At 47.1% G+C, this 21,589-nt stretch carries 19 protein-coding genes; 4 read left to right on the top strand and 15 right to left on the bottom strand.

The window, feature by feature from the left end; genetic code table 11:
* Window positions 1-9: 9 nt before the first annotated feature.
* Window positions 10-735: a substrate-binding periplasmic protein gene (locus tag FBQ74_RS10840; RefSeq protein WP_139756687.1), complete on the bottom strand. Its 726-nt coding sequence runs from the start codon at window positions 733-735 to the stop codon at window positions 10-12.
* 176 nt (window positions 736-911) lie between these two features.
* Here FBQ74_RS10840 and FBQ74_RS10845 point away from each other — a divergent pair, with 176 nt between their 5' ends.
* Window positions 912-1,157 carry a DUF6482 family protein gene (locus tag FBQ74_RS10845; protein ID WP_139756688.1) on the top strand — a complete coding sequence of 82 codons (246 nt, stop codon included), beginning with the start codon at window positions 912-914 and terminating at the stop codon, window positions 1,155-1,157.
* A gap of 40 nt (window positions 1,158-1,197) precedes the next feature.
* Window positions 1,198-1,464, top strand: a complete 267-nt coding sequence (locus FBQ74_RS10850) for a DksA/TraR family C4-type zinc finger protein (RefSeq protein ID WP_139756689.1) — start codon at window positions 1,198-1,200, stop codon at window positions 1,462-1,464.
* A 40-nt stretch (window positions 1,465-1,504) separates the two neighbouring features.
* On the opposite strand, the gene FBQ74_RS10855 is transcribed toward FBQ74_RS10850, so the two are convergent.
* Together FBQ74_RS10855 and FBQ74_RS10860 are read right to left on the bottom strand one after the other, a co-directional pair.
* On the bottom strand, window positions 1,505-1,960 hold the full coding sequence (locus FBQ74_RS10855; RefSeq protein WP_139756690.1) for an energy transducer TonB: 456 nt from the start codon (window positions 1,958-1,960) through the stop codon (window positions 1,505-1,507).
* A gap of 140 nt (window positions 1,961-2,100) precedes the next feature.
* Window positions 2,101-4,761, bottom strand: a complete 2,661-nt coding sequence (locus tag FBQ74_RS10860; RefSeq protein ID WP_139756691.1) for an ATP-binding protein — start codon at window positions 4,759-4,761, stop codon at window positions 2,101-2,103.
* A 282-nt stretch (window positions 4,762-5,043) separates the two neighbouring features.
* Here FBQ74_RS10860 and FBQ74_RS10865 point away from each other — a divergent pair, with 282 nt between their 5' ends.
* The gene (locus tag FBQ74_RS10865; RefSeq protein ID WP_139756692.1) at window positions 5,044-5,490 is read left to right on the top strand and encodes an Hsp20 family protein; all 447 of its coding nucleotides are present in this window, start codon (window positions 5,044-5,046) and stop codon (window positions 5,488-5,490) included.
* 1 nt (window position 5,491) lies between these two features.
* Here FBQ74_RS10865 and FBQ74_RS10870 read toward each other — a convergent pair whose 3' ends face one another.
* The 7 genes from FBQ74_RS10870 to dapB form a co-directional block, all read right to left on the bottom strand.
* On the bottom strand, window positions 5,492-5,929 hold the full coding sequence (locus FBQ74_RS10870) for an RDD family protein (RefSeq protein WP_168190652.1): 438 nt from the start codon (window positions 5,927-5,929) through the stop codon (window positions 5,492-5,494).
* Window positions 5,926-6,414, bottom strand: coding sequence for an NUDIX domain-containing protein (locus FBQ74_RS10875; protein ID WP_139757941.1), 489 nt, complete (start codon window positions 6,412-6,414; stop codon window positions 5,926-5,928). The genes FBQ74_RS10870 and FBQ74_RS10875 overlap by 4 nt, the downstream gene beginning before the upstream one ends.
* Window positions 6,415-6,472: 58 nt before the next feature.
* Window positions 6,473-7,513 (bottom strand): alpha/beta hydrolase, encoded by a 1,041-nt coding sequence (locus FBQ74_RS10880; protein ID WP_139756694.1) that lies wholly within the window; start codon window positions 7,511-7,513, stop codon window positions 6,473-6,475.
* A gap of 63 nt (window positions 7,514-7,576) precedes the next feature.
* Window positions 7,577-8,053 carry a transcription elongation factor GreA gene (gene greA / locus FBQ74_RS10885; protein ID WP_139756695.1) on the bottom strand — a complete coding sequence of 159 codons (477 nt, stop codon included), beginning with the start codon at window positions 8,051-8,053 and terminating at the stop codon, window positions 7,577-7,579.
* A gap of 117 nt (window positions 8,054-8,170) precedes the next feature.
* On the bottom strand, window positions 8,171-11,392 hold the full coding sequence (carB, locus tag FBQ74_RS10890) for a carbamoyl-phosphate synthase large subunit (RefSeq protein ID WP_139756696.1): 3,222 nt from the start codon (window positions 11,390-11,392) through the stop codon (window positions 8,171-8,173).
* A 12-nt stretch (window positions 11,393-11,404) separates the two neighbouring features.
* Window positions 11,405-12,535 carry a glutamine-hydrolyzing carbamoyl-phosphate synthase small subunit gene (carA, locus tag FBQ74_RS10895; protein ID WP_139756697.1) on the bottom strand — a complete coding sequence of 377 codons (1,131 nt, stop codon included), beginning with the start codon at window positions 12,533-12,535 and terminating at the stop codon, window positions 11,405-11,407.
* Between the two features lie 432 nt (window positions 12,536-12,967).
* Complete coding sequence (gene dapB / locus FBQ74_RS10900; RefSeq protein WP_139756698.1) at window positions 12,968-13,771, bottom strand: 4-hydroxy-tetrahydrodipicolinate reductase; 804 nt, start codon at window positions 13,769-13,771, stop codon at window positions 12,968-12,970.
* A gap of 151 nt (window positions 13,772-13,922) precedes the next feature.
* On the opposite strand from dapB, the gene FBQ74_RS10905 reads away from it, so the two are divergent.
* Window positions 13,923-14,606, top strand: a complete 684-nt coding sequence (locus tag FBQ74_RS10905) for a cytochrome b/b6 domain-containing protein (protein ID WP_139756699.1) — start codon at window positions 13,923-13,925, stop codon at window positions 14,604-14,606.
* A 31-nt stretch (window positions 14,607-14,637) separates the two neighbouring features.
* Here FBQ74_RS10905 and FBQ74_RS10910 read toward each other — a convergent pair whose 3' ends face one another.
* The 5 genes from FBQ74_RS10910 to dnaJ form a co-directional block, all read right to left on the bottom strand.
* Window positions 14,638-16,524, bottom strand: a complete 1,887-nt coding sequence (locus FBQ74_RS10910) for a propionyl-CoA synthetase (protein ID WP_139756700.1) — start codon at window positions 16,522-16,524, stop codon at window positions 14,638-14,640.
* A 118-nt stretch (window positions 16,525-16,642) separates the two neighbouring features.
* Complete coding sequence (locus tag FBQ74_RS10915) at window positions 16,643-19,111, bottom strand: putative bifunctional diguanylate cyclase/phosphodiesterase (RefSeq protein WP_168190653.1); 2,469 nt, start codon at window positions 19,109-19,111, stop codon at window positions 16,643-16,645.
* Window positions 19,112-19,343: 232 nt separating this feature from the next.
* Window positions 19,344-19,562: a hypothetical protein gene (locus tag FBQ74_RS10920; RefSeq protein ID WP_139756702.1), complete on the bottom strand. Its 219-nt coding sequence runs from the start codon at window positions 19,560-19,562 to the stop codon at window positions 19,344-19,346.
* A 105-nt stretch (window positions 19,563-19,667) separates the two neighbouring features.
* Entirely contained in the window at window positions 19,668-20,147 is a 480-nt protein-coding gene (locus FBQ74_RS10925; protein WP_139756703.1) for a c-type cytochrome, read from the bottom strand.
* 152 nt (window positions 20,148-20,299) lie between these two features.
* On the bottom strand, window positions 20,300-21,427 hold the full coding sequence (gene dnaJ, locus FBQ74_RS10930; RefSeq protein WP_139756704.1) for a molecular chaperone DnaJ: 1,128 nt from the start codon (window positions 21,425-21,427) through the stop codon (window positions 20,300-20,302).
* Window positions 21,428-21,589 lie beyond the last annotated feature (162 nt).

The raw sequence follows: 21,589 nt of genomic DNA on the forward strand, positions 1-21,589 counted from the left end.
GACTGACGGTTAATGCCACCGGTTGAATATACGATCTAGTTCACCGGTCGCTTCCATTTTTTGTAACTCTCTGTCGAACGCATCCCGAATCGCTTCATCTTTGATGATAGCTCCGTAAGGGCGCGCTTCAAAAACAGGATGAACGGCCAGCTTCATGTCCGGGTAATACTGCTTCATAATATAGGTGAGCAGTCTGCGCTCTCCAATAACCACATCGGTTCGGTTGTTAGCCAGTAACTTTAACTGTGCCTCTCTATCAGCAATTTCAAGACAATGATCGTCGGTTATGATACCGGCAAAGTCACTTCCCAGAACATCACGCGCCGTTTGATAGGCGACGATACTTTTGCCCTCAAGGTCGTTTATTGTATCAATTTGGAAACTTCTGCTTCTTAATGTGACAGCAACATCTTCAAAGGGCAGATAGGCGGAAGTCAGGTAACCGATATCCGAATCAAACGCCGCCGGGCTGGCAATGTCATATTTACCGTTTCTGAAGTCCTCGATAAGGCGATTATAAACAAGCAAATGAAATTCCGCCTGATAGCCGAGTCGCTCGGAAATACTATTGATAATATCTACATCAATACCTACCACACCGCGTTCATCGTCATAATACGCCCAGGGCGGTCCCACATTAACCGCCACAGACAAAGGCTTCTGCGCGTTGGCATTGATACTCACAAACAGTAAAAAGAACACTGTTAAGCGCTTACAAATTTTAAAAATACACATTGTTCCAACCTACTATGGCGCACGAAGGGGAATAAGCGTTCTGCACTTTTATATCGGCCCGGTTCTTAAAAAAAGTTGAATATACCGCATATCCATCTGTCATATTACCCAACTTTAATGATCACTTTATCAGTCTGAGCGCTACATATATACATTATTATACGTCGGGAACAATTATGAATTTATACATAGAGTCACTGGAAGGCGGATATTATGTGGTTGCCACCGGTGATGAGGAAGACCGTAACCCTGTTATGGCGGGTGGAGGCAAACCAAAAACATTTAATTGTATCGATGAAATCAGAACACATTTTGAAGATACAACCTTTGATAAAGTGTGGCTGCGTCAGGCAACACCTTACGAGGAAATGGTTGGCCAAGCTGATAATGATGCAGAGCTTGAGATAGAAATAAAATGGTAAGCGACAGGCCAGTCTGTTACACAAATTACCGGAGATAATTATGGCAGGTGGATGGGCCCGAGATGGCGCAGTACAGGAACAAATTGACGCCAGTGTTGAAGACGGTGTTGCCCGCGCGAAGGGCAGCATTCCTCAGGGGGAAAGTGCAGAGTTTTGTGAGGTCTGTGATGAGCCTATCTCCCAGGCGCGTCGCGAGGCAATTCCCGGTGTCCAAATGTGCATCGAATGTCAGACCGAGCAGGAAAAAAAGACAAAATCAGTTTCGTCTGTCAATCGACGGGCAAGCAAAGACAGTCTGCTGCGCTAATGCGCACAACTTTAAGATGTTGTGCTAGCAGTGGTGATAGTTATTGGTCAGCGAGGTTATTACAACGCTGTTCAGCCTCTTCTGCGTTGCTTGCCAGCTCTGGCATAAAACTTATACTTACCCTGGTCAATACAGGCATTTTATCATTATTGCCTTCAGCTGGCTTATAGCGCCAGCGAGCAAGCGCGGCAAGTACATGACGGTCAAACACGCCTTCAGGGTATGAATTAGCGATCTTATATCCGTCAGCGCGACCGCTGCTGTTAATGAGGAAGGTAACTGTGGTACATCCAGCGAGATTATCGCGAACAGCATCGGGAGGAGGCGCTGGACTTTTTTTGACACCCAATACCCAGTACTTTTCCAAAAGATGTTGGCTATCTTTAGCGGTTAAATCTACATATTGTTGCGGAAATGCGCTCTTTGCATTATTTGAATCTGTCGTGTTGCAACCAGCAAGTACCAGTGGAAGCAGTAGTAAACTAAACTTTTTCATCGCACATCCTTGTAATTTCACAGCAGTAAGTTTGGCGCTTACTGCTTTTTTCTGACCTAGCCCTTTCTACCGCTTAATATCTGTTTTATCTCTCAACAATGAGCACAGCTATTCGGCCCATGGAGTTATCTATGCGCTTCCTAACTCAGAACGGATCGAATGGTATCAGTGGATAAAGGTTTGACAAAGTGCTCTTCAAACCCGGCTTCTTTCGATTCTTCAATATATTTCTCAGTGCCCCATCCGCTTTGTGAGAAGAACCTGACATTCTGTGACTCTGGTAATTTTTTAAGAATTCGGCATAGCTCGTAGCCATCGATGTCAGGCATACCAATATCTAAAAACACAAAGTCTGGTTTAAAACGCTTAAACTCTGCTTCAGCTTCTTTAGGAGACGTAATGCCGGATGCTTCCAGCCCCATCGCTTCGGACAGTAAGCAATAAGTATCAACAAGATCGGCATTGTCATCTACAAACAGTATCTTTTGTTGGCGAGTTGCCGATACATGCGAGGATTCAGTATCTGACTCATCAAAGGCCTGTTTTGAAATAGGCAGGCGCACCTCAAAGGTACTTCCCTTGCCCTGCCCTTCACTGAAAACAGAAATATCACCGTGATGTAATGTTACCAGTTTGTGCACCAGCGTAAGGCCGATGCCGAGACCGCCTTTTGTGTGGGTCGAGTGGGCATCAATCTGGGTAAACATATTGAACACATCTTTAAGCCGGTCCTCGGGTATCCCCATACCATTATCTTCAATTGCCACTACGACCATCGGTCCTTCTTCCCGGACGTTAATGGTGATTTCGCCCTTATCCTCAGAATATTTGGCAGCATTGTGGATGATATTTGAAAAAATCTGACTCAACCGGGCTTTGTCACCAAATACAGTGACGCCATCCTGAAGGTAATTGAGATTCAATTCGTGATTTTTAGCTCTGATATGCTGGTCTACTATTTCCAGAGAATCGGAAATAACATCCTGGATGTTGACCTTTTCAAACTCCAACTTCACTTTGCCCCGTGTTATCCGCGAAACGTCCATCAAATCGTTAATCAGCTTAGACATATATTCAGCCTGACGATTGATGATTGACGTTACCCTGGCCCGGGTGGCTTCATCAGAGGCGGTTTCTAAAATACTCGCCCCTGACATGATGGGGCCAAGTGGATTTCTGAGCTCATGGGCGAGTGTCGCTAAAAATTCGTTACGATACTGATCCTGTTTTTCCAGTTCTTCAATACTGATATGCATGCGTTCCTGGACTTCCAGCGCATAGACCAGGAACATACGATTCAATCGATTCGCGGTATCAATGTCGGCTTTATCAAATGTTGAAGAGCGACCGGTAATAGCTCGCTCATTAACCTGGAATGTCGCGCGGGGCTTTAATCGCTCTTCTTTGGACGCAGCCTCTGATTTTTCGCCTTCTGAGCCGATCCATTTCTGAACCCGATGTTCTTCTTTTCTGAACCAGGCGGTGAAGTATTGCTTCTTCTCAAATAAGGGGATAATCAACACACCGGCAATATTGTAATGCTCTGCCTCGGGCCACTCTTCGTAAAGCGCATCATTTTCATACGGAAAACCGGTGGAGTTGCGAGCGCTGCTGAAGATTGATTTTATTAAGTCAACTGGCAAGGTCTCGCCTAAAACGATGGTTTCGTATTGCGAAAAGTAAATAAAGCCGCAACTATTCATCGCTTCCAAAAATGCTTTCTCACCGCTTTTGACCACCCGACCGATAGGATTTGAAGGGCCAATTTTATCTAGCATGCCATCAACAGCTTTATCGATTTGCTGCTTTTTCTTACGCGCAATTTCCTCTTCTTTAGCACGTAAATGCCAGCTGAACAACTGACTTAAATTTTCACACTGCAGCCTGACATCTTGTGGAATATATTTGGCCTCGCGGTGGTGACAGGAAATCAACCCGTACAGTTCACCTTCAGTCACCAGTGAGATTGAAAACGACGCTCTCAGGCCCTGGTTTCTGATGTATTGCAGGTGAATAGGCGAAAAGCGCCTTAACAAAGAGCGCGTCAGGTCTAGTGGTTCTCTATTCGCCTCTTTAATAGACGGTATAAGTTCTGATGCCGGCAGTTCGGTGTCCGGCGTCAGCCTCACCCAGTTTTGAGTGTATAATTCACGGGCCTGGCTGGGTATGTCATTAGACGGAAAGTAAAGATTCTGATAGGAATCCATATCTTCAGCTTTCGCTTCAGCAATAACTTTCCCTGAGTAGTCGTCATTAAACTTGTACAGTACCACTCTGTCCATGTTGGTCAGATAACGAATAGTGGCCACCATCTCCTGCGCCATTTCACCTAAGGAGTTCATCTCCTTAAAGCGCGGCGCAACAGACATTGCATACAGTTTTATGAATTGCTCGGCGCTGTAAGCGTCTCTGAATTCGGTAGCAGGCTCTAATTCAACAACGTACTTTCCATTCGCATTATAAACGACAGCAAGATAATCGTTATCAGTATCCGGTTGCAGCAGTGACTCATCAAGTTCAACCTTAATAGGCAGGCGAATTTTGTTTTCTGAAACCCGTTCAAAGGTATCCTGCAAAAAGGCTTTACTGTCTGTTTTGGGGCAGAGAATATCGAGAAAGTGCTTATCGAGAATGGATTCTTTGAAGATTTGCTCAGTATTTTCACTGACAACGGTAATCGTTAAATCATCATCTTCAAAAGCAATCAGGAAGCCATAACTTTGAATAGATTCCGGAATATGAATGGGTTCATCTTCGCAATTTTCAAAATCAAACTCTATATCACCACTCACATCAGTCATTCAGCTATTCCGCAATACCAGGCCTACTTTCTTATAATTGTAGTTGGGCCATTAAAATACATTAGTCACTTGTACCGTAATAGATGTTGGTGAGATCAAACCCAACCGCGACCACGTCATGAATTAATGTAGTTTGAAAATACACCTATTTATTTGCCAGCTTATATGTAAACCCTATGCTGTTTGCTGTTATATTTTCTAGACACCTGAACAGAACGATATTGCTGATGCCCCTCTGTGGGGGTCAGTGTGTTTCATATTGCTTGAAGAAGGATATGCATCATGCGATCTATTGATTTAACACCGTTGTACCGCTCGTTTATCGGCAGTGACCATTTGGCCAGTCTAATTGATGCGGCAACTCAGTCTGAAAAGCAAAGCGGTTATCCGCCCTACAACGTCGAGATTTTAAGTGAGACCAAGTACCGCATCACTATGGCGGTTGCAGGCTTCAGACAGGAAGAAATTAATATTGAGATGCTGGAAAACACACTGACTATCGCTGGTAAAAAAGCCCCCCGGGCGGCGGACGCGCCGGAACGCACATTTCTGCATAAGGGAATTTCGGAGCGCGGTTTTGAACGTAAATTCCAGTTGGGTGATAATGTAAAAGTTCTGGGTGCTGATTTAGAGCACGGACTATTGAATATTGATATGGAAAGAATTTTGCCCGAAGCAAAGAAACCACAGAAAATCGAAATCAGTAATCAGCTTTCCGATCTTCGTTAATTTATCTGCGAACATATTCAGGCATGTTGCGGATTACCGCCGTGCCTGACAGATAGTCGTGAAAACCCCGTTTGTTTTTATCAAATATAATCCAGATGAAGCCAAGAAACAGCGGCAAGATAGATACAATATAGGCGAAATAGCGAACTACCGATTTAGTGATGGATGGTTTCGCGCCGGTATTAAAATCTACCACCTGAATTCCCAGCAGCATCTTGCCCGGCGTACCTAAATATTTTTGCCAAAACCAGATAGTAAGTATAAACGGAAGAATGTACCCCAGTGTCACATTCAGCCAGTTCACCTCGCCATTACTGGCAATCAGTACAGATCCCATCGTCAGGGTGACCGGTACTGTGATAAATAAAAAAAACATAATTGTATCGATCAGAACAGCCAAAAAACGACGCATAAAACCTGCCGGCTCAAATTCAGTCATAGAAATCCTTTTAATCGTGCCAGCCCCAGCGCATTGCATGTAGAGGCATCTTTTACCTGCCCGTTGATAATTTTTTCGTCTAATTCAGCCAGCGATAGTTGATGCACAGTGAGGCCCTCTTCTTCCGGATCTAACTGCTGCTTACCTTCGGTGAGTTCGCTCGCCAGATAAATATGATAACCCTGATTACTCATGCCATAAGCCAGGTACTGGAAACCTACATATTGCATACTACTTGCAGTCAGGCCCGTTTCTTCCTTCAGCTCACCGGCGGCCAGTGTCAGCGGGTCAACGCCCGGTTCGTCATCCCAGGTACCCTGTGGGAACTCAAGCTGCCGCTCACCGACCGGATATCGATACTGCTCCACCATGTAGACCTGATCGCCGTGCACAGGAATAATGATTGCAAAATGCGGTTTCTCTACCACACTATACAACCCCTTAGCGCCGCTGGGACGTTCAATTTCATCTTCTCTGACGGTCATCCATCGGTTTTGATAAACCGTTTTGGAGCGCAGTGTCTTTATCTCTGGTGCGTCTTTATCACTCACTCACGGATTCCTGTTTTGTCGTACTTTCGATGCCCGGAATATTTTTAAACCAGTCAACGAACATCTCGTGCTCTTTCTGTCCCACCATAACCGGAGAAATGTGAGACTCATCGTCATTCACGAAGCGCTGCACGTGAGGATAGCGCCATCCGTTTTCATCACTGACATTACTGACCGGGTCGTTCTGCGCACCATATACCAGTGTAGGTACACCTAAGAGTGGTATAGCCGGTAGCATATCTGTTTGTGCCATCGTACCACCACTGCGGGTAAGGGCCAGCTCGGCGCCCGCTGCTATTGAACTGTCCGGTACCAGCATGTTCAGCCAGGGGGTGAACGTTTGCGCCACACCCAGCGACGCTTTATCAAAACGCTGCATCGGTGCCAACAATATTAATCCGTCTGCCGCCTGGCTATCACGCGCGGCATTGACCGCCGCCAGTGCGCCCATAGAGTGGCCAACAATAATGAGCGGACGTGCTGCGTCTTTTAATTCGCTATTGATAAAGTCAGCCATTTCCCGGCCGTCGGCAACCCCATAGCTTCGTTGCGAATTTGCGTTACCATGACCGGGCAAATCCGGCGCGACCACATCAAACCCCAGGTAATGGAAATAATCCATAGTAAATGCCCAGATGTTCTTATCCCCGCCATGACCATGAAGCAGAAGCACCGTACCTTGATATTTATTTTCCAACTGCTCATCTAAAAGAAGCACTTTTTCTACCACTTTTGAGCCTGAATCCAGGTTTGTTTTCAATTCCAGACCGTATTCAGACGTGGGTTCAGTGTTTGTATCGGTTGGTTGAGCAGGAGAAGCCGCACTGTACAGATATTGCGTGCAAAATGACGTGGTACTGCTGCAGTAATCCCTGGTGGAGAGGTTCAGCACATCATAGAGTTCCTCAAGACTTCCCTCGCTGAAAACAGGTTTCAACTTTGCATTTTCAATCTCATCAGCGATTAAGCCGGCGCAGCCGGAAACCAGGAAAACCAGTGCGCTGAGGCTTATGATGTAAGGAAGGCGTTTCACTGTTTTTCATCCTTAAAAAACGTTGCTTTAGATAACAAAAAGGGAGCCAACCGCTCCCTTTGATTAAATATATTCTACTTCAGTAATTTCGAATTCAACAGTGCCAGAAGGCGTTTCAATGTTCACGACATCATCGACCTCTTTACCAATCAACCCTCGTGCGATAGGAGAGTTAACCGAAATAAGGTTGTTTTTAATATCCGCCTCATCGTCACCAACAATGCGATAACGCGTTTCTTTGTCAGTTTCAAGGTTCATGATGGTCACCGTGGTACCAAAGATAACCTTGCCGGTATTTTCCATCTTAGTTACATCGATAATCTGCGCGTTGGAAAGCTTGCCCTCGATATCCTGAATACGGCCTTCGCAGAAGCTTTGTTGCTCGCGCGCAGCGTGATACTCCGCGTTTTCCTTTAGATCGCCATGCTCGCGCGCTTCAGCGATTGATTCAATAATGCGGGGGCGCGTTACAGTTTTCAGTTCGTTAAGCTCGTTGCGCAGAAGCTCTGCACCGTGAGCAGTCATTGGATACTGAGCCATGGTATTGTCTCACCTGTGTTTTTTTGGGATTGTCATGATCAAAAAAAGTGCGCCATCAAGGCGCACAGTTTTCATTATTAGTATAAAACAGGATACCTCGTATCCCGTTTTTTGTCATCAATGTTTAATTCGCGCGTGTAATTCCTGTACGGAAGTAGCACGATTGCGATCATCTGCCGACTTCGCCTGAACAGTTGCAAATGCAGCATTCATCGTCGTTGTATAGGTGATCTTATTAAGCAGTGCTTCGCGACGGATATAGACAGAGTCGGTAATTGCCTGACGTCCCTCGGTGGTATTGATAATGTAGTCATATACCCCGTTTTTAATGGAATCGACAATATTAGGCCGTCCTTCAGACACCTTATTTACCACCGAGCTCATGATTCCCGCATCATATAACTGCGTTGCTGTACCGCGTGTACACTCGATGTCATAACCATTTTCAGTCAGAAGTTTCGCCAGCTCTATAACACGAGCTTTATCAGTGTCTCTGACTGAAAGCAGTACTTTTCCTTCCTTAGGCAGCGGCGCACCAGCACCTAGATTGGCTTTGGCATAGGCTTCCTCGAATGTATCACCTACGCCCATTACCTCACCGGTAGAACGCATTTCAGGGCCAAGCAGCGGGTCTACACCCTGGAACTTAGCAAAAGGAAGTACCACTTCTTTTACTGCATAAAACGGCGGGATGACTTCTTCAGTTACACCCTGCTCGGCCAGGCTGACGCCCGCCATTGCACGCGCTGCTACTTTAGCTAACGGAATACCTGTCGCTTTGGAAACAAACGGTACTGTACGTGCAGCCCGCGGGTTAACTTCAATCAGGTATACCTCACCATCTTTCACCGCGAATTGCGTATTCATCAGGCCAACTACGCCCAGTTCCAGGGCCATATCTTTAACCTGCTTACGCATGACATCCTGAATGTCTTTAGGTAAAGAATGTGGCGGCAGTGAACAGGCTGAATCGCCAGAGTGAACACCTGCTTGTTCGATGTGCTCCATGATGCCACCAATAACAACCTCGGTGCCGTCACACATTGCATCAATGTCTACTTCGATCGCATCGTCCAGGAAACGGTCCAGCAATACCGGCGAGTCGTTGGACACCTTCACCGCTTCATTCAGATAGCGCTTCAGATCTTTCATGTCATAGACAATTTCCATCGCGCGACCGCCTAATACGTAGGACGGACGAACTACCAGCGGGAAACCAATTTCATCAGCACGCTCCAACGCTTCCTGCATATTACTGACAGTCGCGTTAGCAGGTTGCTTCAGACTTAATTTATTAACCATATGCTGGAAGCGCTCGCGATCTTCCGCGCGATCAATTGCGTCAGGCGCAGTACCGATAATAGGTACACCATTTGCCTCTAGTGCGCGAGCCAGCTTAAGCGGCGTCTGACCGCCATACTGAACAATTACACCTTTAGGTTTTTCTTTGGCGACGATCTCAAGCACATCTTCCAGTGTGACCGGCTCAAAATAAAGTCGGTCTGATGTATCGTAATCGGTTGAAACGGTTTCAGGGTTACAGTTCACCATAATGGTTTCGTAACCATCTTCGCGAAGCGCCAGCGCCGCGTGCACACAGCAATAATCAAATTCGATACCCTGGCCAATGCGGTTAGGACCGCCACCCAGTACCATAATTTTGTCTTTGTCGGTAGGATTCGCTTCACACTCTTCGTCGTACGTAGAGTACAAATATGCAGTGCTGGTAGAAAACTCAGCGGCGCAAGTATCCACACGTTTGTAGACCGGGAAGATATCAAATCCACGACGTACATCGCGTACATCACTTTCGGCAACGCTGGTCAGCTCAGCAAGACGTGCATCTGAGAAACCTTTACGTTTTAGCTTGCGCATCATCTGCGCGTCGATATTACCTATACCCAGTTCAGTTACCTGATTTTCCAGTAGGACAAGGTCTTCCAGTTGAACCAGATACCAGCGATCTACATTGGTCAGCTCAAAAACTTCATCAACCGTCATGCCTAAACGGAACGCATCAGCGATGTACCAGATACGCTCTGCACCTGGCTCTCTGAGTTCATAAATCAGCTTACTGCGCGCATCAGCATCATCCAGGTTAATCATCGGATTCAGGCCAGTGGCACCTACTTCCAGGCCACGTAATGCCTTTTGCAGTGATTCCTGCTGATTGCGACCAATCGCCATGACTTCACCTACCGACTTCATCTGTGTCGTCAGGCGGTCATTGGCACCGGCAAACTTTTCAAAGTTGAAGCGAGGAATTTTGGTAACAACATAATCGATGGAAGGCTCGAACGATGCCGGCGTAAGACCACCAGTGATATCGTTGTCCAGCTCATCAAGGGAGTAGCCTACAGCCAGCTTTGCAGCCACTTTAGCAATGGGGAAGCCAGTTGCTTTGGAAGCCAATGCAGAAGAGCGCGAAACGCGGGGGTTCATTTCGATAATAACCATACGGCCGGTTTGTGGGTCCACCCCAAACTGAACATTCGATCCGCCGGTCTCAACACCAATTTCACGCAATACAGCCATTGCCGCATTACGCATAATCTGAAACTCTTTATCGGTAAGGGTTTGCGCCGGAGCAACTGTGATTGAATCGCCGGTATGTACACCCATAGGATCGAAATTTTCAATGGTACAAACAATGATACAGTTATCATTTTTGTCCCGGACCACTTCCATCTCGTATTCTTTCCAGCCAATTAACGATTCATCAATGAGCAGCTCATTGATTGGCGAAAGATCCAGGCCACGGTGGCATATTTCATTAAACTCATCGACGTTATAAGCAATACCACCGCCTGAGCCGCCCATGGTAAATGATGGACGAATGATGCAGGGGAAGCCGATTCGGCTCAGCACATCATGGGCTTCTTCCATGCTGTGAGCGATCTCAGCGCGCGGGCATTCCAGCCCGATATCCCGCATTGCTTTATCAAAGCGGTTACGGTCCTCAGCTTTATCAATTGCATCGGCTGTGGCACCAATCAGCTCAACACCAAACTCTTCTAAAACGCCCTGGCGGTCCAGTTCCAGTGCACAGTTAAGTGCAGTCTGCCCACCCATAGTGGGCAATACAGCATCAGGGCGTTCTTTTTCAATAATTTTGCGCACAACTTCCCAGTGAATCGGCTCAATGTAGGTTGCATCAGCCATTTCGGGGTCAGTCATGATAGTGGCCGGGTTCGAGTTAACCAGAATAACCCGGTAGCCCTCTTCACGCAGTGCTTTACAGGCTTGTGCGCCTGAGTAATCAAATTCGCAGGCCTGACCAATTACAATAGGCCCGGCTCCCAGTATCAATATACTTTTAAGGTCGGTACGTTTTGGCATAGTGGGCGTGTCCTACTGCTTTGATTGTTCGATAAGTTCAATGAAGTGATCAAAAAGTGCACTGGCTTCCTGCGGACCAGGACTCGCTTCCGGATGCCCCTGGAAACTGAAAGCAGGCTTGTCTTTGCGATGTATCCCCTGCAAAGACTGATCGAACAATGAAATATGTGTGACTTCAAGGTTATCCGGCAGATTCGTTTCATCAACCGCAAAACCGTGGTTCTGGCTGGTGATCATAACGACATTGCGTTTTAAGTCTTTTACCGGATGGTTAGCGCCGTGGTGACCAAACTTCATTTTTACTGTGGTCGCGCCGCTGGCAAGTGCCAGTAACTGATGCCCCAGACAAATACCAAAGGTTGGTATATCAGCATCAACAATCGTACGAATAGCCTCAATAGCATAATCGCAGGGTGCCGGGTCGCCCGGACCATTTGAAAGAAAGACACCATCCGGGTTCATTGCCATTACTTCAGAAGCAGGCGTTTGTGCGGGAACCAGCGTTATTTTACAACCACGGTCCACCAGCATGCGAAGTATGTTGTGCTTAACGCCATAATCATAAGCGACTACATGAAACTTGTGTTCTGACGCTTTAACGTATCCCTGACCTAGTTGCCAGGAGCCATCGTCCCACTCTTTGGGCGACTTTATACACACTTCTTTGGCCAAATCCATGCCTTTCAGTCCCGGATAATTACGGGCCTGTTCTAACGCATCCTTTTCATCCAGCTCATCAGTACACACAATACAACCATTTTGTGCACCTTTATCCCTAAGCAAGCGTGTTAGCCTGCGCGTATCAATGTCAGCAATACCCACCACGCCTTTTTCAGCCAGGTATTCTGATAGCGTCTGAGTTTGTCTGAAGTTGCTGGCAACTAACGGCAGATCACGAATAACCAGGCCTTTCGACCAGATTTTATCGGCTTCTACGTCTTCAGGATTGGTACCGGTATTACCGATGTGGGGATAAGTCAGGGTGATGATTTGTTCAGCGTAAGAGGGGTCAGTGAGGATTTCTTGATAACCTGTCATGGAAGTATTGAAAACGACTTCCCCGACGGCTGTGCCTTTAGCACCTATCGCCGTACCTTTAAAAACAGACCCATCCTCTAACACCAATAGGGCAGAATTAGCCAAGTCAACCTCCAAATTAAGGATAACCGAGAGTTTTGACAAGCGTTGTCAAAACACACAAAAAACGGGAGGTGAGTATCATCATCAACATCCCGTTTGCAGTCTTTGCAGCTAATAAACCTGCGCTGCGTAGCTTACAGCGCAAAATCTTGGCAAATTCCAATAAGTATACAGGAGTATTTAAAACAGGTCTACGCCGATTTAGGAAAACTTGTGAAAACGCCCTGTTAACCTCAAAATCCCATGAAACACCGTGAAACATCTACTTTTGTCTGAATCATGTCTGCTGAAATCCTGAATTATCACATTCAGTCGTTCAGGGCATACCGTCACAAAATACACAGCTAAATCCGATTACGTAGCGGTAACCGCGTCATACAGATGAATAACAGACCGGTAACTTGTCTATTTAGCGGATGTATTCGTTGACCATTATCAATCCGCCAAATTAAGCACATCCTTCATTGAATAAAGGCCGGCTGGTTTACTGGTAAGCCACTTTGCTGCCCGCACAGCGCCATTGGCAAATGTAAGGCGGCTTGATGCTTTGTGCGTAATTTCCAGACGCTCACCGATATCAGCAAACATTGCAGTATGCTCACCAACAATGTCACCGCCGCGAACCGTGGCAAAGCCAATGGTTTCCTGATCTCGCTCAGGCTCGTGGCCTTCTCTGCCATACACTGCACATTGTGATAAATCTCTGTCCAGTTCATCGGCTATGGCCTCTCCAATAGCCATAGCCGTGCCCGACGGCGCATCTTTTTTGAATCGATGATGGGCTTCGGTAATCTCGATGTCTGCACTGCTGCCTAGTGCACTGGCTGCCTGTCTGACCAAAGCCAGCATCACGTTAATGCCTACACTGTAATTGGCGGCAAAAACCACCGGGATTTGCGTGGCAGCTTCTTTTAATACAGACATTTGTTCATTTGAAAGCCCGGTAGTTCCAATAACAACAGGCTTCTGATTTTCTTTGCACCACGCAAGATTCTGCGCCAGTGCAGCTGGCAGGGTAAAATCGATCATAACGTCAATATCGGCAGGGTTAAGTGTGTCGACCGCACAGCAATCTATAGATAGCTTACCTACTCCGGCCAATTCCCCGACATTCATTCCCACCCAGGGCGAATCTTCTCTGACCGTAGCAGCAGCCAGTTGCGCGCTCTGCTCATTTTGTACCGCCTCAATAAGCACACGGCCCATACGGCCGTTCGCGCCAAAGATACCTACCTTCATGCGTTTGTTCCCATACTATGTTATTTACCCCGCATTTTGCCTGATGAAATTACGCTTGCAACTCATCTGCGTGTATATTGCTTTTTCATACGATATGCTGCCTATACTATTATTCGCTACTGCGCCAACCTATAGCCTGATGGAGAATACGATGGAACGACGCCTCGTTTGGGACCTGCCTACCCGGCTTTTCCACTGGTTGCTTGTCGCCAGTCTGATAGTACAGTATGTAACCGCCAGCTGGCTGGAAAACGCCATGCAATGGCACTTTTACTGTGGTTACTTTACACTGGGTTTGCTGATTTTTCGTATTTTCTGGGGCCTTTTCGGGCCAAAATATGCGCGCTTCAGCCACTTCATTGCCTCTCCTGTTTCCGTCTTTAACTACAGTAGAACGTTGTTTTCGCGCCGCAGCCTGGCGTACACCGGGCATAATCCTCTCGGCGGTTATGTTGTGGTGCTTATGCTAAGTATGGTCATTACTCAGGCAGTAAGCGGGTTATTTATGTCTGATGACATATTTATGGAAGGCCCCTGGTATGCCAGTGCCAGCAATGCCACCCGAGCGGTAATGAACACAGTTCACAGAACAGGATTCGACTGGCTTGTAGCAATCATTATGCTGCATATTGCCGCGGTAGTTTTCTACACCGTATTTAAAAAGCAGCCACTGACGAGCGCCATGCTGCATGGCAAAAAGCGTACTAAGAAACCCGCAATTCCTTCGTCAAAACTCTGGCTCGCTGCATTTCTAATCATTCTGTCCGCTTTTATCGTTTATTATTTTGTCGTGATTGCCCCACCGACACCAGTCGCTGAAGAAGTCTATTATTAGATACCAGCCTCAATGAGGCTGGTACTCTGTTTTACTGTATTACGCCTTTTCTGCGCATGCTTTGTTTAACATCATCAATCGCCTGAGGATCATCAATAGTAGAAGGCACGTTAACCGTTTCTTCTGATACCATCTGTCGTAATACTTTGCGTAAAATTTTTCCCGAGCGGGTTTTTGGCAGGCGTGGGACTACTATCGCCTGTTTGAAGCTGGCAACCGGACCAATAGCGTCACGTACCATAGCAATAAGCTCGGCTTCCAGCGCGCTTTCATCTATATCTGCGCCGTCTTTGAGCAGCACCATACCCAGAGGGACCTGCCCTTTCATACTATCGGCCACGCCAATAACTGTGCACTCTGCTACGGCAGGATGTGCAGCCAGTACCTCTTCCATCTCTCCCGTGGAAAGCCGGTGACCTGCTACATTAATGACATCATCGGTTCTGCCCATAATAAAAACATAACCGTCGGCATCCTTATAGCCGCCATCACCTGAACAATAATAGCCGTCGTATCGAGACAAATAGCTGGCGGTAAATCGTTCATCATCCTGCCAGATAGTTGGCAGGCAGCCGGGTGGCATAGGTAGCTTGATTGCAATGGCGCCCTGCTCATTAGCAGGCAACTCGTTGCCTGACTCATCCAGTACCTGAACGTCGAAACCAGGCACGGGTAGCGTTGATGAGCCCGGTTTAGTTTCAAACGCTTCTATGCCAACGGGATTTGCGCAAATTGGCCAGCCCGTTTCAGTTTGCCACCAGTGATCAATGACTGGTTTGCCGGTCTGCTCGCGGGTCCAGTCATAGGTTGCCGGGTCAAGTCGCTCACCCGCCATATAAATAGCGTTCAAGCAGGACAATGCCTCGGGATTTATTTTCTTACCCTCTGGATCTTCCTTGCGAATAGCTCTGAAGGCGGTAGGCGCTGCAAAAATCACACTCACCTGATACTCTTCAATAACGCGCCAGAAAGCACCCGCATCAGGCGTCCTTACGGGTTTTCCCTCGTACATAATGGTTGTTGCCCCGTAAATTAGAGGGCCATACACAATATAAGAATGTCCAACTACCCATCCAACATCGGACGCTGCCCAGAATACATCCCCTGGCTTAATGTTATAGATTGCATTTAATGAAAAATTGAGTGCAACAGCATGTCCGCCGTTATCGCGCACTACGCCTTTGGGCTTACCGGTTGTTCCGGAGGTATACAATATGTAAAGAGGATCTGTGGCCTTTACGGATGTGCAGGGAGCGGGCTCTGCATTGCTAGCGACCTCAAGCCAGTCACTATCACGGCTCGCATCTAAGTCAGCGATAGCCTGTTCACGCTGGAAGACAATACAGTGATTTACCGAATGCTGCGCCAGCCTGATTGCTTCATCTACCAGCGGTTTGTATTCGATAACACGATCAATTTCAATACCACAGGAAGCGGTAACAATTACATCGGGCTTAGCGTCATCGATTCTTACTGCCAGTTCGCGCGGCGCAAAACCACCAAACACCACAGAATGGATCGCTCCAAGTCTTGCGCAAGCCAGCATCGCGATAGCTGCCTGTGGAATCATAGGCATATAAATAACAACGCGGTCGCCTTTGGTTACCCCTTTTTGCTGCAACGCACCGGCAAACCGGCTTACTTCATCCAGTAAATGCTGATAAGTAAATGATTGCTTTGTACCGGTCACCGGTGAATCGTAAAGCAATGCAGTCTGATCTCCCCGGCCCTGCTTTACATGATGATCAAGTGCCATGTAGCAGGTGTTCATCTCACCGTCAGAGAACCACTCGTACCGGCCTGAGGATTCAGACAGAATATTTTCAGGAGATGTGAACCAGGGAAGCTTTTTTGCCTGGTCATGCCAGAATCCGTTAGGGTCAGATATAGCGCGTTTGTATTGTGATTGATAATCCATAGTAGGGTCCTGTAAGCAATCAGGCGCTGTACGGCCCGATGTAAACTTTCAACACCCTCTACACTAGTACAGTTTTTCAACATCAGGGATAAGACTTCAGCCTTATATGCACAAATTATTATCCCGCTTTACGGCCTTTGAGCAACGTCATCCAGGCGTCTTTCATAATGGGTCGGGACAAATGAAAACCCTGGAAAACATGGCAACCACGTGCAGTTAAATAGCGAAGCTGGATATCATTCTCTATGCCCTCAGCCACGGTACTGACGCCCATCGCATCCGCCATATCAATGATGGTATTAACGATGGGAACCTCCTCGTTCGAAAAATTAATCTCATCGACAAAGTAACGGTCAATTTTAAGCTCACTAATGGGCAGCTCTTTGAGATAACTCAGACTGGAATATCCAGTGCCGAAATCATCAATAGAGAAGCGAAAGCCAAATGCAGCCAGCATTTCCATTCGTTCGCGCACAATACTAATACCGGATACCACTGTCGTTTCGGTGATTTCCAGCTGTAATTGCTCAGGTTCGATATGCCAGCGCTTAACGATGTCCATGAGTTTATCAGCGAAATCCGGGCGGGCAATATGCCGCCCGCTGATATTAACAGCGATTCGCGTCAGCATACCCTGCTGACGACAATGCGCCAGAATTCGACACGCTTCTTCTAGCACCCAGTAGCCTATGTCGACGATCACATCACTTTCTTCTGCTATGGGAATGAACTCGCCGGGATTGACTGCGCCAAGATCAGGCTGATCCCATCTTAGTAAGGCTTCTGAACATACCACATCGCCCCGCTCATCAAACTGAGGCTGTAGCACCAGATAAAACTCGTCATTTTCGAATGCCTGAGCAAATGCTTTAGCAATAAAATGGTGGCGCTCGTAATCTGAGAAGGCGCGACGGTCAAAGGCAATTTTTCCTGCCAGCCCCTGCCCTTTCGCACGGTTTCTGCCGAACTCAAGAATACCCACTATCTTCTCATAGGTTGCCAGATTACCCTCTATCAGAGCAGAAGAGACTGATGCGCTAATAGGATGAAGATGGTCGTGCAGCGTAATATCTGCAAGCACATCGCGCTGCAATTTCCATTCAGCTTCGTTTCGCATTTCTTCTATTGCAGAATCATTTGCATTAAATGGCGCACTAAATACTAAGAAGAACCGGTCAGCATGGCCACGATATGCATTAAATAAAGCCGGAACATGCGACTCAATCCGTCTGGCCAGTATTTTCAGGATGAAGTCTCCTATGTCCTTGCCAAAGGTAAGGTTGAAGTGGGAAAACTTATCAACATCAAACATCAGACAATACAAATCCTGCCCTCTGTCTCTGGCCTGCCGTATTAACCCTTTCACATCCCGCTCAAATGACTTCAGGTTTGGCAACCCTGTAATGTCATCAAAAAATGCCATTCTGTAAATATTGTCCGACGCTTCTTTGCGTTCGGTGATATCGCTGACAATAATGACATATTGTTGATGCCCGTCCTGCACGATAGGTGTAACAGACAGCTCTATGGGGAATTGCTGGCCGTCGCCTCTGGCTCCGTAAAGCTGGTGCTCCTGACTTGCATCCACCGTTCCTACCAGCGCCTCAATAGTGCTTTGGGCAGCAAATAAATCAGGTACAAGATCTGCGATATCGGTGCCGATGTAGTGCTCAGCCGCATAACCGAAGATTCGCTCTACCGCCATGTTGACTGTAATAATTGTGCCCTCGTCATCAACGGTAAAGATCGCATCGTTAAGATTATCCAGGATGGTTCTGAAGTACGCTGTAAAATTATGCTGGGTATCTGATAAGCGCTGCTGTTCGGTTATATCGCTGATGGTACCCACGATACTGTGACCGACTCCCGAGGGGCCCGGACTGGCTGTTAATTTTGCCCAGCGCTGTTTACCGGCACCGGTAAAAAAAGGGACTTCAAGTTGCCGGGAGGTATTTTGTGCCCTGACCTGTTTGATTAATGCTTGAATTTGCTGGCGAGACACATCAGGAAACGTAGCCAGTGAACGATGAAGCGAAACAACATTGTTCCCCTGAAATCCAAAAAGCCGGTATGTTTGCTGGCTCCAGTGTATGGACTTATCTTCAACCAGATATTCCCAGCCACCGGTCTGCGTTTTAGCACTTATATTTTCCAGGATTGCAGGATGCCTGACCGCTTTCTCATGACCCAGCTCGCCGAACGTACGGTGTAGTTCATGCATGCTATCGGCAGAAAGTCTGATAATCTGCCGGGTACGCTCGGTCAATTCAGCCTCTACCAGATGACAGATAATTAACAGTGAACTGCTAGCCAGATTTACCGGACATATTGCCCAGGTAGTGTTTGCAGCAACAACATATTCTATATGGGAACAGAGGGCAGAACCACGTTGCGAGAAGGAGCGGGCAACCATTTCAGCCTCGCTACTTCCAACCTCTTCAGAAACAGGAACAACCCCGTCATCGTCACAACAAAACACATGTACAGCAGTAACATCCTCATTTTCCCGAATAACTGATACTACTGTGGCAATACGCGCTTTATAGCCGGGCTTTTTAATTATTCGCCTACTCGCTTGGCTACTCACAGGCTTATCTCCTTTTGGCCACAACCAATTGTCCATGATAGGTCAGCCGCCTGCTGATGCATCATTTCAGCGATAAAGATGTCGGCTGCTGACAGAATTAATAAATATCTAATGCATAGCAAAACGTAGACTATAGATTGCGTTATGCCAAATTTGACGGAAAAGTTTTGGTTTACAGTGGAGGGATTCCAAGAGCAGATTCAGGCGCCTGCTGATCCCAGGCGCCTAAAGATCAGGGACGAGTGGGTGTATCTTCTAAAAGCTGAATAATTTCCTGATGATTATTGGTCTTTGCCAGATCAATCAGGTAGCTTTTCTGAAGCTCATCCAGCATCTCGTTGGTCAGTAACTGCTTGACTCTGTTGACTTCACCATTGGCAATGGCTGACTGTAACCCTTCCATACCCGCTATACTCTTTTCGCTGGGTGAATGGTCATCTTCAATGGACATAGGTTGCTCCCTTACTTATAGACTTAAAACAGCGCACACGAAAGTGGATACCTGCAGCATCCGATTCGCATGTCAAAAATACATTACTGCGTGACGATTGGCAGATTAATCCATTTTGTAGTCGTCGTGACACGATTTACACGTACTACCAAGTTTGCCAATTGCATCCCGGTATTGAGATTCGTCACCGGATTTAGCTACCGTCTGCAGATTCGCTGCGGCATTTTTCAAATCAGCAATCTTACCTTCAACATCATCAAAATTTGACCATAATGATGCTTTAGCTGATGACTCAACACCACTGTCACTGGTATCCACACGAAGATAATCAGACAACATAGCAGCCAGTTGCTCCATACGCATACCATTGGTTTGCATTACCTGCGTATCATAGTCTATTTTACCTTTCGCCATTCCGCCCAGCGGTGCGATGTTGCTTTTAAGCAAAGTAAATACTGACTGACGATAATCAACATACGCTTCTGCGTGTTTTTGCGACATCGCTTCGGTCACTTCTGCTGACTGCGCTGGCAGGCCGAACGTCAATCCTGCAACGGCGGCACTAATCAAAAATACGCGCTTCATTGTATTCTTCCTTTTTTCCAATTATTGGCTTATCTACGTGGCAAGGGGCATTTAAGCTTAACTTTTACCTGATCGCGCTTTGCCACGGTAATATGTGCATACTTTATTACAGGCAAAAAAAAGCCCTTCATATTCGAAGGGCTTTTCAAAAGCTAGTTGGTAAGGTCGTCAAAGAACTTTTTGACTCCGTCAAAAAAGCCCTGCTCTTTTGGGCTATGCTTTGACTTCGCTCCACCCATGGATTCATCGAGTTCCTTAAGCAGGTCTTTTTGCTTAGACGAAAGGTTGACCGGTGTTTCTACCACCACCTTACACATCAGGTCCCCGACCATGCCGTTTCGAACCGACTTAACGCCTTTGCCGCGCAACCGGAACATTCTGCCAGTTTGAGTCTCAGGGCTGACTTTAAGCTTAACCTTGCCATCCAGTGTTGGCACCTGCAATTCACCGCCAAGCGCTGCAGTAGTGAAGCTCAGAGGCACTTCGCAATACAGGTTATTGCCATCACGGGAGAAAATATCATGCTGTTTAACATGAACCTGGACGTATAAATCACCCGCCGGTGCACCTGCTTCACCCGCTTCGCCCTCGCCGTTCAAGCGAATGCGGTCGCCCGTATCAACACCGGCCGGAATTTTAACCGATAAGGTCTTAGTTTTTTCAGTGCGTCCCTGGCCGCGACAACTATTACACGGGTCGCTGATAATTTTGCCACGCCCTGAACAGGTCGGACAGGTTTGCTGTACAGCAAAAAAGCCCTGACGCATTTGTACCTGACCGTTACCATGACATGTCGGGCAGGTGGTAGGAGATGTTCCTTTTTTCGCACCCGAGCCATGACAAACTTCACACTCGACCAGGGTCGGTACTCTGATTTCTACATCTTTACCACGAACCGCTTCTTCCAGCGATAGTTCGAGGTTATAGCGCAGATCCGCTCCCTGACGCGCTCTGGACTGACGTCCACGGCCACCGCCAAAAATGTCGCCAAATACATCACCAAAAATATCGCCGAAGTCGGCACCGCCACCGAAGCCTGCGCCACCGCGATTCGGGTCCACACCCGCATGCCCGTACTGGTCGTACGCTGCGCGCTTCTGATCATCCATCAGAATTTCGTAAGCTTCCTGAATCTCTTTAAATTTGTCTTCAAGTGCTTTGTCGCCCTGCGTGCGATCGGGGTGATATTTCATCGCCAGCTTTTTATACGCTTTTTTGATATCGCGTGCGCCGGCGCTCTTATCAACGCCTAACACTTCGTAGTAGTCACGTTTCGACATATCGCTACTTTTCCTACTTCGTTACTTCAAGTGCCTGAGGTCATCACACACTTTATCAATCGGTTATCACAGTAAATTTCATTGCCTTTACACAACAAAAGGCGCAACAAGACTATCCTGCTGCGCCTGAACTGTGACGTAATTCCGGGTTAGTCACCCGGA

The organism is Salinimonas iocasae (assembly GCF_006228385.1).
Lineage (GTDB): Bacteria > Pseudomonadota > Gammaproteobacteria > Enterobacterales > Alteromonadaceae > Alteromonas > Alteromonas iocasae.